Origin of the sequence: Francisella sp. Scap27, assembly GCF_013394105.1 — a bacterium.
In the GTDB taxonomy this organism is placed as follows: domain Bacteria; phylum Pseudomonadota; class Gammaproteobacteria; order Francisellales; family Francisellaceae; genus Francisella; species Francisella adeliensis.
Genome location: NZ_CP041326.1, coordinates 533,145 through 549,549 on the forward strand (window position 1 = coordinate 533,145; position 16,405 = coordinate 549,549).

A 16,405-nucleotide genomic window follows, 5' to 3' on the forward strand; every position below is an offset into this window, starting at 1 on the left:
ATGAAAAGATTAATCTCAAAAAAAATATCAAAAGCTAATATAGATTTTAAACAGCCTCAAGGCTTACATATTATCGCAATAATTACTTTTTGTATTTGTATGAGTGTTGCTCCATTTATAGCATTACAAACCCAGCATGGTGATATTAACTTTTTTTATAATCGTAATGACCAAATCTTTGTAATTTTCTTTGCTGGTATTTTTGGTTGTATAAGCAACTATTTTCTTGGCTCAACCAAATCCATAGTCCATGGGCTTCAATTTATAGTACTGGCATTATTGCTATCCTTTATTAGAAATATCGAATTATTTAGTTCTGCAGTTTTATGGGTTGGTCTAGCTATTGTAATTGTGAACTTACTTCTCAACCTTAGTTCTTTTTATCTTAAAACTGATTTACGTCGATTATATGGGTTTGTAGGTGTTTATTCGAGTGCCATACTTGGTATTGCATTTGGCATTTTACTTAAGTTTGTTCTGTTTAATAGTTTCTTTCATTTCAAGATATTTTATTTATTATTAACTATTTCATTGTTAATGTTCTTTTTAAAAAATAGTTATAAACTAAACACTTCTTTAACTAGCCAAACTGAAAGAATAGAAATAAGCTTTTATGGGGTATTTGTTATATATTTAACGTTTGCATTGACTCTTTTTTACCTAATGATTCACATAGGGTTATTTAGTATAATAAATCTTCTGATTTTACCTATTTGCCTCATTATCTTACATGTTTTAACCCGTGTAAATAATAAAGAAAATGGTTCAATATTGCTTAAATATGTATATTTTAGCTTAATTCTACTAATTGTTAATAAATTCTTGTTCTTAAGCTTTTTAAGATATGAAACTGGAATTGATCCAGACTACTTAAACTCACCAATTAGCACCTTCTTATTTTTACTTCTAACTTATGTATTATGTTTATGTATCTATGTAGGTTGGAGGTTTAAAATTATAACGCTAAAAGTAGAGTCTATAACAAATTCTAGTCTTATGAAGACTATGCTATATATAGAAGCTATAAGAATAGCAATTTTGGTAATATCAATCCTTACTATAAATGAGCTTGTAAGCAATATTATGATTATCTTTGCAACAGTTTTAGGGCTTATTTTAAATATTTTCATAACTCCAATTTATTTCTCACTAGGAAAAATATTAGCTGGTGGTAAAAATGAAATCTTCACAACCACCCTACTATTTATGATATTTTCATCATTAATATTTGTGTCTCTTCTCTATGATTTTTCATGTAGTGTAAATATGCCTTGTAATTTTTAGGTCTTTAACCCATATATGAATTAAATAGATATGATATAATGCTCATTAATAAGATTTCTAAGTAGTATAAAATGCTACTTAAGTATCTTAATGATTTTAAATGCTGAATAAAACAAAATACCTCAAAGGAGAAAAAAATGAATCAATTTAACAATAACACTCGTGTTATAGACTCACTAAGTCCAGAAATGGCTTTAAGAGCAAATAAAGTACTTAAAAATACTTACTTGCTACTTTCAATGACTTTACTATTTAGTGCTTTCACTGCTTATATAGCTTTTGTACAAGCATCTAATGGTGCTGGCGTTATGCTTAACCCAATCATCATGATTGTAGCTTATATCGGCTTACTATTCGGTATTAATGCAACTAAAAATTCTCCTTGGGGCATAGTGTTAACTTTTGCTCTAACTGGACTTTTAGGCTACTCATTAGGCCCTATATTAAATATGTACATCAAGCAGTTCACAAATGGTGCTGAGCTTATTATGATGGCATTTGGTACTACTGGACTTATCTTCTTAGGACTATCTGCAGTAGCAATGTCTCCAGCGAGAAACTTTAATCGTGTAGGTTCTTTCTGTGCAGTTGGTGCTATTGTTGCTATCGTTGCGATGGTACTTAACATATTCCTACAAATTCCAGCGTTAGGTTTTGTAATATCTTTAGTATTTGCATTTATCTCAGGTGGTTTCATCCTTTGGCAAACAAATGCTATCGTTAGAGGTGAAGAAACTAACTACATATTAGCTACTGTTAATATATTTGTTTCTCTATTTAACATCTTTATTACTTTATTACAAATCTTTGGTGCGGTTGCTGGCAACAGAGACTAATTTATATTAGAATCTAATCTAAACTACTTCTTTCTAATTATTCGCAAATGCTTTCAAATCAAATATCCGAAAAAGATACTATCGTATCTAATGCCTACGGTGCATCTTTTAGTATACTTTTAAATGAATATGCAAAGTCAAATAATGACTTTAACCTAATAATTACAGAAGACTCACAACAAAGCTACAAAGCTTATAAAGAATTGCAGTTTTTAGCTCAAGATTCTAAGCTTGAAATACTCTATTTTCCAGATTTAGAAATTCTTGCTTATGATAGATTTTCAACTTCAATAGATATTATCTCTCAACGTCAACGCATACTTTATAAGCTAACTAAAAACCCTAAAAAAACGATACTAGTAACAAGTATCGCAACAATTTTAAAAAAACTTCCTCCTGCAAACTTTATCAAAGAACATAGTTTTATTTTAAAGGTTGAGGATACTTTAGATATTACAAAACAAAAGACTCAACTTGTAGATGCTGGCTATACTCTAGTAAATAATGTTTTTGAAAAAGGTGAATTTAGTATTCGTGGGAGCATTATAGATATATTTCCAATCGGTGCAAAATGTGCTTACAGAATAGACTTATTTGATGATGAAGTTGATAGTATTAAAGAGCTAAACTTAGAGACTCAACGCTCTGCAAATGAAGTTAAACAGATTGATTTAATGCCTTCTCATGAGTTTATTTATAATAATGAAAACACGGAATTAGCCTTTCAACAATTAGAAAATTTATGCTCAACTGAAGCTCTTAGCTCAACAATATGTAGATACATCGAAGATAATGAGTATTTTAGCGGTATAGAATTTTACCTACCTTTATTTTATAAAGAGTTAGCGAGTATATTTGATTATATTCCAAATAATACAAAAGTACACTTACTTGGAAATACTACAAGCTCAATAAGTGCTTTTTCAGATGAGGTAAAACAAAGATATAATGATCTAAAATTTGATATTGATCGCCCTATTTTACATTTTGATAATCTGTATTTATCACAACAAGAAATTAGTCAATCTGTAGCTAGGTTCAGTCCGATAAAATGGCACATAGAATCTAAATCAAAATCAAAACAATTAGCAATAAAACCTTTAGAGAAGATTTCAGCAAATTATAAACTTAGTAATCCATTTAAAAACCTACAAGAACTTATTGCTAAATCAAAGTTTGAAAAAATAATATTTTCAACAGACTCGAATGGTCGAGCAGATTTACTTTTAGAGCATTTAAATAAACTACATTTAAACATAAAAACTGCCAAAAGTTTTGAGCAAGCGCTAAATAATAACAATCTTTACAACATGATAGTTTCACCATTTGAAGATGGTGTAATTATTGAGGATAAAGTTTTATTTGTAACAGAAACAGATCTTTTTCCAGAGCATATAACCAAATCAAAAGCTAGCGAGCATGATCATCACCCTACGGTTGATCTCAAAGATTTAGCCGAACTAAAACAAGGTATGTATATAGTACATATTGATCATGGGATAGGTAAGTATATTGGTCTTGAAACTATCGAACTCAATAACAAAAAAGATGAGTTTATACTGCTTCTATATGCAAATGATGCCAAGATTTATGTACCAATCACTTCACTAAACCTGATCAGTATATATAATTCTTCTGCTAATGATAGTATTGCATTAAACAGGCTTGGATCTGATAAATGGCGTAAACAAAAAGAAAAAACCATCAAAAAAATTGTCGATACTGCAGCAAATTTACTAGAGATCTATGCCAAACGAGAAATGCGACAAGGCTTTACAAACTCTCTTGATGAAGAAGAATATTTACGCTTTTGTGCTGACTTTCCTTATGATGAAACACCTGATCAATTAAAGGCTATATCTGAAGTATTTAGAGATATGATTTCTGCTAAACCTATGGATAGACTTATATGTGGTGATGTTGGCTTTGGTAAGACAGAGATTGCCATGCGTGCAGCTTTTTTAGCCACTCAAAACCAAAAACAAGTTGCGATACTTGTACCTACAACTATATTAGCACAACAGCATTTTAATAATTTCCGTGATAGATTTGCAAACACTGCTGTAAACATAGATGTTATTACTCGCTCAAAAACTACTAAAGCACAAAATGAGTTATTCGATAATCTCAAAAAAGGCACTGTAGATATAATTATCGGCACACATAAGCTTATATCATCAAAAATTGATTTTAAAAACCTTGGATTACTTATAATAGATGAAGAACATCGCTTTGGTGTAGCTCAAAAAGAGAAACTCAAAGCGTTAAAGGCTGAGATAGATATTTTGACAATGTCTGCGACACCAATTCCTCGAAGTTTGAGTATGGCATTTTCAGCTTTGCGTGATTTGTCGATTATTACATCGGCACCTGCGAAAAGATTATCAGTAAAAACATTTGTCAAAGAATATGACACCTCAATTATCCGTGAAGCTGTAAGTCGTGAAACTATTCGAGGTGGGCAAGTTTTTTATCTTTATAACAATGTTGAGACTATCGAAAAGAAAAAAGAGATTATTCAAGAGATATTTCCTCGCCTGAGAATAGCTGTAGCACATGGGCAAATGAGTGAAAAAGAAATTCAAAAGATTATGTTTGATTTTAAGCATAACAAATATCATATATTACTTTGTACTACGATTATTGAAACGGGTATCGATATACCAAATGCTAATACTCTAATCATTGAAAATGCTAATAACCTAGGTCTTGCCCAACTACATCAAATTCGTGGTAGGGTTGGTCGCTCTCATCACCAAGCTTATGCGTATTTGCTAACTCCTGAACTTGGTATAACTAAAGATGCGACAAAACGCCTACAAGCTATCGGAAGTACAGAGTCACTTGGTGGTGGATTTACATTAGCAAACCATGACCTTGAGATTCGTGGTGCTGGTGAAATACTTGGTAAAGAACAAAGTGGTAATATCAATGGTATTGGACTAAATCTCTACATGGAGCTTTTAGATAAAACTATTGAAAACCTCAGAACAGGTAAAAAACTAGATATTGAGCAAATTGTAAGCTCAAATACTTGTGAAATAGAGTTAAATATTCCTACACTAATACCTGACCACTATATTTATGATGTAAATACTCGTTTGAATGTTTATAAAAGAATCTCTAAAGCTGATCATCAAGAACTCATTAATATCAAAATAGAACTAATAGATAGATTTGGAAAACTTCCTCTTGAAGTATTATATCTACTTAAAACTTCTCATATTCGTCTTGATGCGTTAGCAATTGGCGTTGCTCAGATTAAGATGTTTGCAACAAGCGGCAAGGTCGTATTTGCTGATCCTGAAAAAGTTGATTTACAGAAACTTATTAAGCTAATACAATCAAAATCAACTGATTTTAAACTGACTAAAGATCACGATTTACAAATCACGAAAGCAACCAAAATTGCTGAACAAAGAATAGAATTTATCGAGAAATTTTTAAAAGAACTTAAGTAGTTACAAGTTTTTTAATCATAATTAAGAAAGACACATTATAGTAATTTCCTGATTTTAGTAAATTAAGGTTTTACTATAATAACTCTATATATTTTACTAAATACTATAGCTAACAGCTATAACCTTATGAAAATTTACATCTAGTCATATAGAGTTTTGATTAGCATTTATATTCGCAGCTAAAGATTTTTTAATAATAGTTTCGAGAAGTTCTTTATGTTTGTGTTCAGGGTTATGCCTTAGACAATCAAGAGCATATTGCTGTAATATAACCAGTGGCAAGGTTATATTATCTCTCATCCGAATAGATCTTTCCTTTATTGGATTAGCATGTAAAAACTTCTCATTTTTACCAGTTATTGTAAGTAAAAACTTCTTAGCTAGAGTATATTCATTATATATCTGTTGCCAAAAGTCTTTATATTTAACATCTTTACTTATATGTTTGGTAATATTAAAGTTAGTCTGTTCTATACTTTGTAGAGCATTATCAAAAATCCCCTTAATTATGAGTGAATTTTCATATATTTTCTTTAAAGCTATTAAGTTGTCATCATTTCTGTTTACTATTGTGTTTATAGCAGTGCCAAGACCATGAAATGCTAAAATACTTTGGCGCATTTGTGCCCAAGCTGCACCATACGGAATAGCACGAAGATCATCAAGTCTGATTTTCTCTCCGGAATTACGTTTTGATGGACGAGAACCAACTTTCATTTCACTAATATACTTTAATGGAGTAATTTCTGTAAGATAGTCGATAAATTCTGGATGATTTTTTAGGTCAGAATATGTGTCAAATGATAGTTTACCTAGCTCATCAATAAGTTCTACCTCTATAGGAGTTAATTTTGGAGCATTATGTAGATTTAGCTTTCCGTATAATCCTGAGGTTAAAATCTGCTCGAGATTATATTGTGCGCTATCAGTATTGCCAAATTTCGCAGATATAGTTTGGCCCTGAATAGTCACTTGTACATCATGGTTAGAAACTACATTTGATAGTCCTTTATAGAATAAAAACATATCTCCACCGCCTCGAGAAGGAGGTCCACCTCTACCATCAAAGAATATAGGCTTAATTCCTTTAGAATTAAAATATCTACTAAGCTCTCTTTTGGCTTCAAGAATAGACCAGTTAGCCATAAAATAGCCACCATCTTTTGTCCCATCAGAAAATCCTAGCATAATCGTTTGTGTATTATCCCAAATAATTAGGTTGTCGGTGTAAAGTTTTGTCTTAAGTAGTTCATCAATTATTTTAGTTGAGTTGGTTAAATCTTCCATTGTTTCAAATAAGGGAACAACTTCAATTTTGATTTTTTTATTATTTGTTTTAATATTTTTATTGAAGAGTCTAAATATTGTTAGAACTTCTAATATGCTTGCAGCAGAGTCTGCATTACTAATAATATATCTTTCAATAGCATTATAGCCATTTTGAAGTTGGACATATTGTATTGTATTAATAGTTTCTAGTAGTTCTTTAGCAAGATCACTACTAAAATCTAGTTCAACTAGACTTTTTTCTTTACTTAATTTTGTTAAAAGTTTAATTTTTTCAGCATCATTGAGTGTTTGATAATCAAGGTTATAGTTTTCTTTAAAAATTTCATTAAAGAATAAATTGTGTATTTTAGCATTTTGACGAATATCTAATTTTGTAAAATGAAATCCAAAGATTTTAACCTTTAAAATAAGGCTATCTAGCTTATCAACAAACAAAGAATCATATTTATCATCAACTACATTTTTTACTTTTTTAAGAGAATTTATAAAATCATTAGCGCTAATATATTTATTTTCTTTTAGTTTTTTTCTAATTTTTGTGAGTTCTTCGTGTACACCTTCAAAAGTAAGTTTTTTAATAAGTCTTTTTAGATCTTTATTGTAGCAGCTAAAAATATTGCTTCTTAAATGTTTAGAGACTTTCTTAGTTACATTTGCTGTAACAAATGGGTTTCCATCTCTATCTCCACCAGGCCAAAACCCTATTTCAATATTGGTATTGTTGTTTGTTAATTTATGCTGAACTTTAGGGATGATATTATAAAAAATATTGTTTAAGTACCATATAATAGATATAGCTTCACCTTCAGGAGTTGGTTTGGTTTTATTACTAAATCTAGTTTTTCCCATTTGTAGAAAAATATCTCTTATTTTATTTATATCGTTATCGATGATAGCTTTTTTAAGGTCATGAATGATAGGTAGTACAAGTTTTGCATAGAATTGAGTCGGATGAGCAGTAAGGACAAGTCTCGTTTTATATTCATTTAAAGCACTTGTTAGAGCATTTTCTTTACAATTTCTTTCGACTCTTCTTGTCAGCCTAGTAATACTATATTCACCATTTAAATCATGAGTTTTCGCATAAGCAGCTTCTTCAATAGCATCTATTAGAACTATTTGTCTTTCTATATAACGTATGAATTTTATAAATATTTGGAGTTTTTCTTCTTCGGGCATATCAGGATATAGACTTCTTATAATTTCTATTGGATCTTTACCTTTCGCTAATTCATTCTCACAAATATTAGAAAATGTTGCTAATCTTGAGGTTGCATTATGTTCTTTATCTAAAGGAGTACTTAAAAAAAGTCCATTTAGCATTTTATATTTAAGCTCAACTTCGGATTTATAGTTCTCTAGAAGCTTATTTTGGATAGAGTAGAATGACATCAAAACCTCCTTGAGTCAGGATAATCTTTTATTACTTTTCATGGATCTAGTTAATAATAAAGCTTAAAAAAAACTTATGAAATATATTCTAGCAAACATTTTGGTTAATGTATCAGAAACAGCTAGCAACCCTTATTCTTCTCAGCTAAAAGTTTATCGTAAATCTCTTGTATACCTTCAGCTTCATTTTCAATTTTATATTTTGAAGTAACTAAGTTATAACCATTTTGTGCTATTTGATTTCTTAAACTATCATCACTCATTAAGATTTCTAATTTCTCAACTATCTGCTCAGATGATTTTGTATCTACAAGATAACCATTTTCACCATCTGTAATAAACTCAGGCCAAGCTCCAGCTTTAGTTGCTATAACACTACATTTAGATGCCATTGCTTCTAATGCTGGTAAGCCGAAACCTTCATTATGACTAGCACAAACGACTATATCTATAGCTCTATACCATTTAGGAATTTCTGCAGAGTCTTTCAAAAATCCTGTAAATACTATTCTTGACTCTAACCCTGCTTTCAAAACTTTATCTTCGAGCATTTTTTTAAATTCTAAATCTTTTGATGTAGCTTCACCTATAACAACAGCACCCCAGTTATCACGATGTTGTAAAACTTTTATAACAGCATCAATAAACTCTTCTGTGCCTTTTGACTTTCTTATTCTTCCAAAAATGCCTATTATATTTTCACAAGGCACTACAATATTCTCCAACTGTTTATCTTCACTAGTTGATGGATAAAATATACTAGTATTAACACCATGAGGGACAATATTTGGCTTATGCTCTAGATATGATGCAGAAATATTTGATGGGCAGATAATCTCTGACATTTGATTTATGTAGAATTTAGTCAAACTCTTATGATAACGCTGTGCTACAGAAGTAAATACTAGGACTATCTTATATCTAAAAACATATTTTAAAATAATACCTGTTAACATATCTATATTTCTACGCGCATGCCAAATACGCCATTTATCTCGCCAACAACCAAATAAAAACTGTTTAAATGAAATTACTGGAACTTTATTAGAGTCAAGATTGAACCCAAGCCCTACGATACCAGTTAACTTGGTCTGTTCAGGAATTACTGCCATCATACTAGCATTTATACCAGAAAATCGACGCCCTAAAGAAGGGGCTATTACATCTATTTTTTTAGTGTCTACTTTACTCATTATCTTATATTTTAAGAGACTATTTATTCATTATATAAGATTTGAAACAATTTATTTACTGCTTTTAAAACATTTGTTTATCAAATACAAACTAGGTACCACAAAAAGTAAACTCTACATCTTCATCGTGTGATGCTGATTGATTATAAAATTTAGTTTTTTGATTAATTCCATAAGGTTTTTTTAAAGTCGCAACAAAGTTATTTAAAAAACTATAATTGCCATCTTCAGCAAGTTTTATGGCTTTATTTACTTGATGATTTCTAGGAATAATAGTTGGGTTAGAGTTTTTCATCACTTCCAAAATTGGTTGCCTCGTATGAGTTAAATCAATAAATGAATTTGTATAATCTAACTCTTGTGATTGCATTTTAGCTAAATACTCAGACACTTCTTTATCATCAAAACTTTCAAGACCAAATTTATTTGACATCATTCGTTGCCATTTTTTCGTATATAATCCAGCGTAATTATCTAAGCGTTGTTGAGCAGTTTCTACAGCTTTATCTTGGTTAGAGTCAATCAAAGGCAATACACTTTCTGCTAACCTTGCAATATTCCAACCCGCTATATTTGCCTGATTTGCAAAAGCATAACGCCCTCTTCTATCAATAGAGCTAAAAACTGTTTGAGGGTCATACTTATTTATAAAAGCACATGGACCATAATCTATAGTTTCACCTGATATTGTCATATTATCAGTGTTCATCACCCCATGAATAAAGCCTACTCGTTCCCACTCTGTTATTAGAGTACTTTGTTTATCAATTACAAAATCTAGTAAGCCTAAAGCTTTATTATCTTCATAAGGAATATTATGTCTTTTAATCGTATAGTCTAAAAGCTCTTGAGAGTGATTTTCGCTTAGTGTAGCTGCATATTGAAATGTCCCAACACGAACATGACTGCTTGCAACTCTTACGGCTATAGCTCCTTGCTCTAAAGTATTTCTTTGAATATTTTCACCTGTAGTGATTACAGCTAAAATTCTTGAGGTTGGTATTTCTAAATTATACATTGCTTCACTCACAATATACTCCCTAAGCATCGCTCCTAATGGAGCCTTACCATCTCCACCGCGTGAATATGCTGTTCTACCCGCTCCTTTAAGCTGGATATCTACACTGTCTCCTTCACTATTTTTACACTCTCCTAAAAGTATAGCTCTACCATCACCAAGAGTAGTGAAATGCCCAAACTGATGTCCCGCATAAGCTTGAGCTATTGGCTGTTTTGCAGAATATCCTAATAAAAAATCAAGTTTTTCTTTAGTACTATAATCATCAAATTTTATACCTAATTCTTTTGCAAGTTCATCATTAAATATTACTATTTTTGCATTTGGATACTTATATACACCTTGCGGAGTATAAAACTCTTGTGATAATTCTTTATAACTTTGGTTCAAATCAATCATAACTCTATTAAACTATACTAAATTGGTATAATTGTAACAAAATTTATAAAATCTGATAGTTTTAAGATAAAATATATTTATTGATAGTGCTTGGTATTGTGTATTATGGAATATCTTAAATTAGCTATTGTTGACTCTGAGAACTATAATAAGTTTGATGCTATTGCCGAAGGTAACTTTGATAGAGCTATAGTGTTTACTAATAGTCAAGAACTAGACCCAAACTTCAAAAAGACTCAAATCCATAATAATTTTGAACTTGTGCCTATTATTTATGGTGAAGGTAATAAGGACAACATGGATGGTTACATTTGTGCTAAAGTAGGTGAGTATGTTGAAAGATACAAAGATTATAGAACATACCTGACTATTACAATTTTTAGTAATGATAGAATTTTTAAAGGAATTGCAGCCTACTACACTCGTAAAGGCTTTAACATATCAACATCAGCGCCAAATGCTTGTAATATAGGTACAAGTAACACAAATCCAAAAGTTAGAATAAAACACTTCTTAGAATGCTTTAATGAGGTTGTAAATCAAAAGTTTAAAAGACAGACTAATGAAACTGAAAAAGAGGCTTTTTATAGACTTATCACAAGGAACCTTGATAAAGACATTCCTCAAGCAATAACAGATAGTTTCATTGATAGTGGTATAGTTACTTTTGCGGAGAGATCTCGAAGTATTGTTTTTAATAAACATAAATACTCAGTATAAAGATCCCTCTCAATATTTTATTTGATAATCCTATTATAAACCCCAGCAAAATAATCAAACAATAATAATCAAATAGAATATAATATACATTAATATTAATAAGTATACTCAAACAGTAATACAACATGGTAAATATTGATTTAATTAATAGTAGAATAATAAGAATACTAGGAAATTTAGTTAAGGGTATATCTATAGCTTTTCATAAAATATTTCCCAACAAAAGGTTTACAATTCCTGAGTATAGTGCCCCACTAATAAAATCAAAGAAACAAACAGCAATACCAAAAATCATATGGCAAACAAATTTCACAAATCAGGTGTCATTACCTATTTATGTTAATTATCTATTTAATAGAGTCATTGCTCCAAGTTATGAGTATAGATTTATTTTAGATATTGACCAGTATATCAAAGATAATTATTCATATGCATTTGATGCATACTCTAAGCTAACTGTTGGAGCATCAAAGGCTGACTTGTGGCGTCTTCTAGCTCTACATGAACATGGAGGTATTTATATTGATATGGACGGTTGCTTAGTTGCTAAACCATCAAAAATATTAAAAGGTAAAACTGAAATGTTTATAAAAGCAAAACAGTTATATATTACAAATTATTATTTTGCGGTTGCCCCTAATAATGAAAAAATTAAACAATGTATCAACACTATAATAACAAACATAGAAAGTGGTGATACAAGCTTAGGAGTATGGAACCTCACAGGACCAGGTGTAATGGATAAGATCATGAATGATGAAAATACAACATGGAGGTATGCTAGAGAAACTTGTGTTCAAGGGGCTTTCACCAATGAATATTTTCAATATATAGATAAGTCCGAAGGTAAATGGACAAGAGTAAAAAATGATGATATTTTAAAACGCTAGATATTTTCCTATATATCAAAGACTATTTATTTAACCATATTATTTAACAAAACAAGATGGCTGAGCTAAGTCGAAGCCTCGGAGTTCTTATACGAATCTCAATATAAAATAACACGTTTATCGCAAAAGAGTTTATACCTAATTTAATTTTTTGATATACAAATAATAGAGCAATAACTGTTAGCAGAAATCATAGAGCTAAAGAAGGTAGATAAATAGCAAATAATTTTAATAGGCTAAATAGACTTTTACGATTAAACCAACAGAACTAGGATTTTATAAATCTAATAGTGTAATTATCCACTAGAAACTAGCTTTATACTCACCTAAAACCTTAAAAATTTCAGATTCATTATCAAGCTGATTTAACTTAGCTCTGAACTCTCGTGAGTTTGGCATATCTTGTAAATAAAAACTAGCATGCGTACGAATCTCTCTAACAGCTACTTTTGCAGTTTTTAATTTAATAAGCCTTTTTAAATGCTCTCCTAACACATCAACTCGCTCAAAAGCCGTTGGTGGTGGGATTATCTCACCAGTGTTTAAGTATTCTGCAATTTGCTTAAATATCCAAGGATTTCCACGAGATGCACGCCCTACCATCACAGCATCCACACCTGTATGATCCATCATAGCTTTTGCACTTTGTGGGCAAAATACATCGCCATTTCCTATTACTACTGTATCTACAGCTTTTTTCACATCTCGGATAACATCCCAATTTGCTTTACCAGTATACATCTGCTCACGCGTACGACCATGTAGTGCTATAGCACTCACTCCAGCATCTTCGCAAGCTTTAGCCACCTCTATAGCATTTATACTCTGATCATCCCAACCAATACGCATTTTAATAGTTATAGGCTTATGTACTGCTTTTACTACAGTAGTCAAAATTTCATGAATTCTATCTACATCTTTTAAAAGTGCCGCACCAGCCTGAAGCTTTTTAGCAATTTTAGGCATTGGACAACCCATGTTTATATCAAGAAAATCACACTCAGTATTTTCAGCTATATATTTAGTTGCTTCAACAAAACTATTTAGATCTGTACCAAAAATCTGTACACCAAGAGGCTTTTCCGAGTCCTCCATATATAACATTTCCATGGTTTCCCAATGTTTGTCAACGACACCTTTATTATTTACCATTTCAGTGTATATCAATCCAGCACCATGCTCTTTGCAAAGAGTTCTAAAGGCACTATCGCAAAAGCCTGCCATAGGAGCTAACACTACATTATTTTCTATTTCAATATCAGCTATTTTAAAAGACATGATAAATTAAATACCTTATGGTTAATAGTGGTTTTTATAAATAAAAATTTGCATTGAGAAAGGTTAGAATATTTTGAAGAATTATAGTTTAACTATACATCTAGATTCATTACATTTAGAGCATTTGACTCAATAAAGTCTCTACGAGGCTCAACTTCATCACCCATCAGCGTAGTAAATAAAGAATCTGCCTCAACAGCATCTTTTACAGATACTTGTAACAATATTCTATTATCAGGATCCATAGTAGTTTCCCAAAGTTGCTCGGGATTCATCTCACCAAGACCTTTGTATCGTTGTATATCATGACCACGACGAGCCTCTTTAAGCAACCATGTAATAGCCATCTCAAAATTATCAACAAACTGCTTTTTATTACCTCTTTCAACAAAAGCACCTTCAAAAGATATATCCGATAACACTTCACCGTAAGTGATAAGATCTTCATAATCTTTTGTAGTAAAGAAACTATTTTTCATTACATAATCAGTATCGTAACCATTTATATAATGATTCACTCCATATGCAACTGTTTCAACACCCTCTTCATCAGTAGATCTATTTTCTATAAGTTTAAATTTTTCATAAGAAAGAGACTTTTCATTACATTTCTCAACAATTTCTGTCCACCATTGTGAGATATTATCATCAATAAACTTAGTGTTATAAGCCATTACCCTAAGCAATTTTTCTGGATAAATTTTTGCATACTTATTGATAACTTTTTCTGATTTTTGGTACAACTCATAATAGTTATTTAAAATTTGTCCAGATATAGCTGTATCTTTTGCTTGTATCACAGCACTTTCAAGGCCAATATTACCAAGATACTCTGCTAAAGCATCTTCATCCTTTAAATATGTTTCTTGCTTACCACGTTTTACTTTAAATAGAGGGGGTTGAGCAATATATAGATACCCTCTATCAACTAGCTCAGGCATTTGTCTATAGAAGAATGTCAAAAGCAATGTTCTAATGTGAGAGCCATCGACATCGGCATCCGTCATTAATATGATTTTATGATACCTAGTCTTATCAGGATTATAGTCCTCAACACCTATACCACAACCTAAAGCTTTAATAAGTGTACCAACCTCTGCTGAACCTAGCATTTTATCAAAACGAGCTTTCTCTACATTTAAAATCTTACCTTTAAGAGGTAGTATCGCTTGAGATTTACGATCACGAGCTTGTTTTGCTGAACCTCCTGCTGAATCTCCCTCCACCAGGTATAACTCAGAAGATGCTGGATCTTTTTCTTGGCAATCTGCTAATTTACCAGGAAGCCCTGCGATATCTAAAGCACCTTTACGGCGAGTCATATCACGAGCTTTACGAGCAGCTTCACGAGCTTTACCGGAATCTAATATTTTTTCACAAATAATTTTTGCTTCTTTAGGATTCTCTTGTAAAAACTCCTGTAGCTTCTCATTAACTTGAGATTCAACTGCTGATTTCACATCAGATGAAACTAGTTTATCTTTTGTTTGAGATGAGAATTTTGGATCTGGCACTTTCACTGATAGCACTGCAGCCAAACCTTCACGCATATCTTCACCAGTTAATGATATTTTTAATTTTTTATTGAAACCTTCTGCTTCTATATAAGCATTCATAGTTCTAGTTACAGCTGCTTTCAAGCCAGATAAGTGTGTACCACCATCTCTTTGCGGAATATTGTTTGTAAAGCAAAATATTGATTCTTTATACGAGTCATTCCACTGTAAAGCTAACTCAACAGTGATATCATCTTTTTCACCATTTACAGCAATTACATCTTCATGAATAGGTTTTTTAGCTCTATTTAAGTAAGATACAAACGCTTTAATACCACCATCATATTTGAAAGTTTCTGATCTATCAGCAATCTTATCAATAAGCTCTATTTTTACACCTGAATTTAAGAAAGAAAGCTCTCTAATTCTCTTCATCAAAATGTCATAATCAAAGTCTACAAATGAGAAAGTTTCTTTACTTGGCTTAAATGTAATAATCGAACCACTTTTATCAGTTTCTTCTAGTTGTTTTAATGGATATTGCGGCACACCATGAACATATTCTTGGAAGTATCTGTGACCACTACGACAAATATCTAGAGATAAAGATTCAGATAGTGCGTTCACAACAGATACACCAACACCATGTAAACCACCAGAAACTTTATATGAATTATCATCAAATTTACCACCTGCATGAAGTATCGTCATGATAACTTCCGCTGCAGAGCGACCTTCTTCCTTGTGAATATCTGTTGGAATACCACGACCGTTATCACTAACAGATACAGAGCCATCAGTATTTATAATAACTTTAATATCATCACAATGCCCTGCTAAAGCTTCATCAATTGCATTATCAAGAACCTCAAATACCATATGATGAAGACCACTACCATCATCAGTGTCCCCAATGTACATCCCTGGTCTTTTTCTTACAGCATCTAAACCTTTTAAGACTTTAATACTCGTTGAGTCATAAGCTTGATTTTCAGACATTACATAAACTCCAATTTATTTATGATATTTTAAAAAATAACTAGCAAATATTATACCACATCTTAGTACCCATATATAACAGACTTTAAGACCTCTTATAAACAAAAACTTTAAATTTCATTCAAAAATAGCTAAGATATCTAGTTAAT

Annotated in this window: 10 protein-coding genes; 5 read left to right on the forward strand and 5 right to left on the reverse strand. The window is 31.2% G+C overall.

Annotated elements, in window-relative coordinates:
- From FLM55_RS02600 to mfd, 3 genes are all read left to right on the forward strand, one after another.
- Positions 1-1,284 (forward strand): hypothetical protein, encoded by a 1,284-nt coding sequence (locus FLM55_RS02600; protein ID WP_178947882.1) that lies wholly within the window; start codon positions 1-3, stop codon positions 1,282-1,284.
- Between the two features lie 137 nt (positions 1,285-1,421).
- Positions 1,422-2,120 carry a Bax inhibitor-1/YccA family protein gene (locus tag FLM55_RS02605; RefSeq protein WP_112869698.1) on the forward strand — a complete coding sequence of 233 codons (699 nt, stop codon included), beginning with the start codon at positions 1,422-1,424 and terminating at the stop codon, positions 2,118-2,120.
- 47 nt (positions 2,121-2,167) lie between these two features.
- The gene (gene mfd, locus FLM55_RS02610) at positions 2,168-5,581 is read left to right on the forward strand and encodes a transcription-repair coupling factor (protein WP_178947883.1); all 3,414 of its coding nucleotides are present in this window, start codon (positions 2,168-2,170) and stop codon (positions 5,579-5,581) included.
- Positions 5,582-5,725: 144 nt separating this feature from the next.
- Here the strand turns inward: mfd and FLM55_RS02615 are convergent, their stop codons facing one another.
- The 3 genes from FLM55_RS02615 to FLM55_RS02625 all read right to left on the reverse strand — a co-directional run bounded on the left by FLM55_RS02615 (position 5,726) and on the right by FLM55_RS02625 (position 10,873).
- A complete protein-coding gene (locus FLM55_RS02615; protein ID WP_178947884.1) occupies positions 5,726-8,263 on the reverse strand; it encodes a phosphoenolpyruvate carboxylase in 2,538 nt (845 codons plus the stop codon).
- A 122-nt stretch (positions 8,264-8,385) separates the two neighbouring features.
- The gene (locus FLM55_RS02620; RefSeq protein ID WP_178947885.1) at positions 8,386-9,456 is read right to left on the reverse strand and encodes a glycosyltransferase family 4 protein; all 1,071 of its coding nucleotides are present in this window, start codon (positions 9,454-9,456) and stop codon (positions 8,386-8,388) included.
- 91 nt (positions 9,457-9,547) lie between these two features.
- Entirely contained in the window at positions 9,548-10,873 is a 1,326-nt protein-coding gene (locus FLM55_RS02625) for a YdiU family protein (protein WP_178947886.1), read from the reverse strand.
- A 105-nt stretch (positions 10,874-10,978) separates the two neighbouring features.
- On the opposite strand from FLM55_RS02625, the gene FLM55_RS02630 reads away from it, so the two are divergent.
- Both FLM55_RS02630 and FLM55_RS02635 read left to right on the forward strand, forming a co-directional pair.
- Positions 10,979-11,593 (forward strand): hypothetical protein, encoded by a 615-nt coding sequence (locus FLM55_RS02630; RefSeq protein ID WP_178947887.1) that lies wholly within the window; start codon positions 10,979-10,981, stop codon positions 11,591-11,593.
- 125 nt (positions 11,594-11,718) lie between these two features.
- Positions 11,719-12,483 (forward strand): glycosyltransferase family 32 protein, encoded by a 765-nt coding sequence (locus tag FLM55_RS02635; RefSeq protein WP_178947888.1) that lies wholly within the window; start codon positions 11,719-11,721, stop codon positions 12,481-12,483.
- A gap of 303 nt (positions 12,484-12,786) precedes the next feature.
- On the opposite strand, the gene dusB is transcribed toward FLM55_RS02635, so the two are convergent.
- On the reverse strand, positions 12,787-13,761 hold the full coding sequence (gene dusB, locus FLM55_RS02640) for a tRNA dihydrouridine synthase DusB (RefSeq protein ID WP_178947889.1): 975 nt from the start codon (positions 13,759-13,761) through the stop codon (positions 12,787-12,789).
- Positions 13,762-13,853: 92 nt separating this feature from the next.
- The gene (gene gyrB, locus FLM55_RS02645) at positions 13,854-16,256 is read right to left on the reverse strand and encodes a DNA topoisomerase (ATP-hydrolyzing) subunit B (protein ID WP_178947890.1); all 2,403 of its coding nucleotides are present in this window, start codon (positions 16,254-16,256) and stop codon (positions 13,854-13,856) included.
- Positions 16,257-16,405 lie beyond the last annotated feature (149 nt).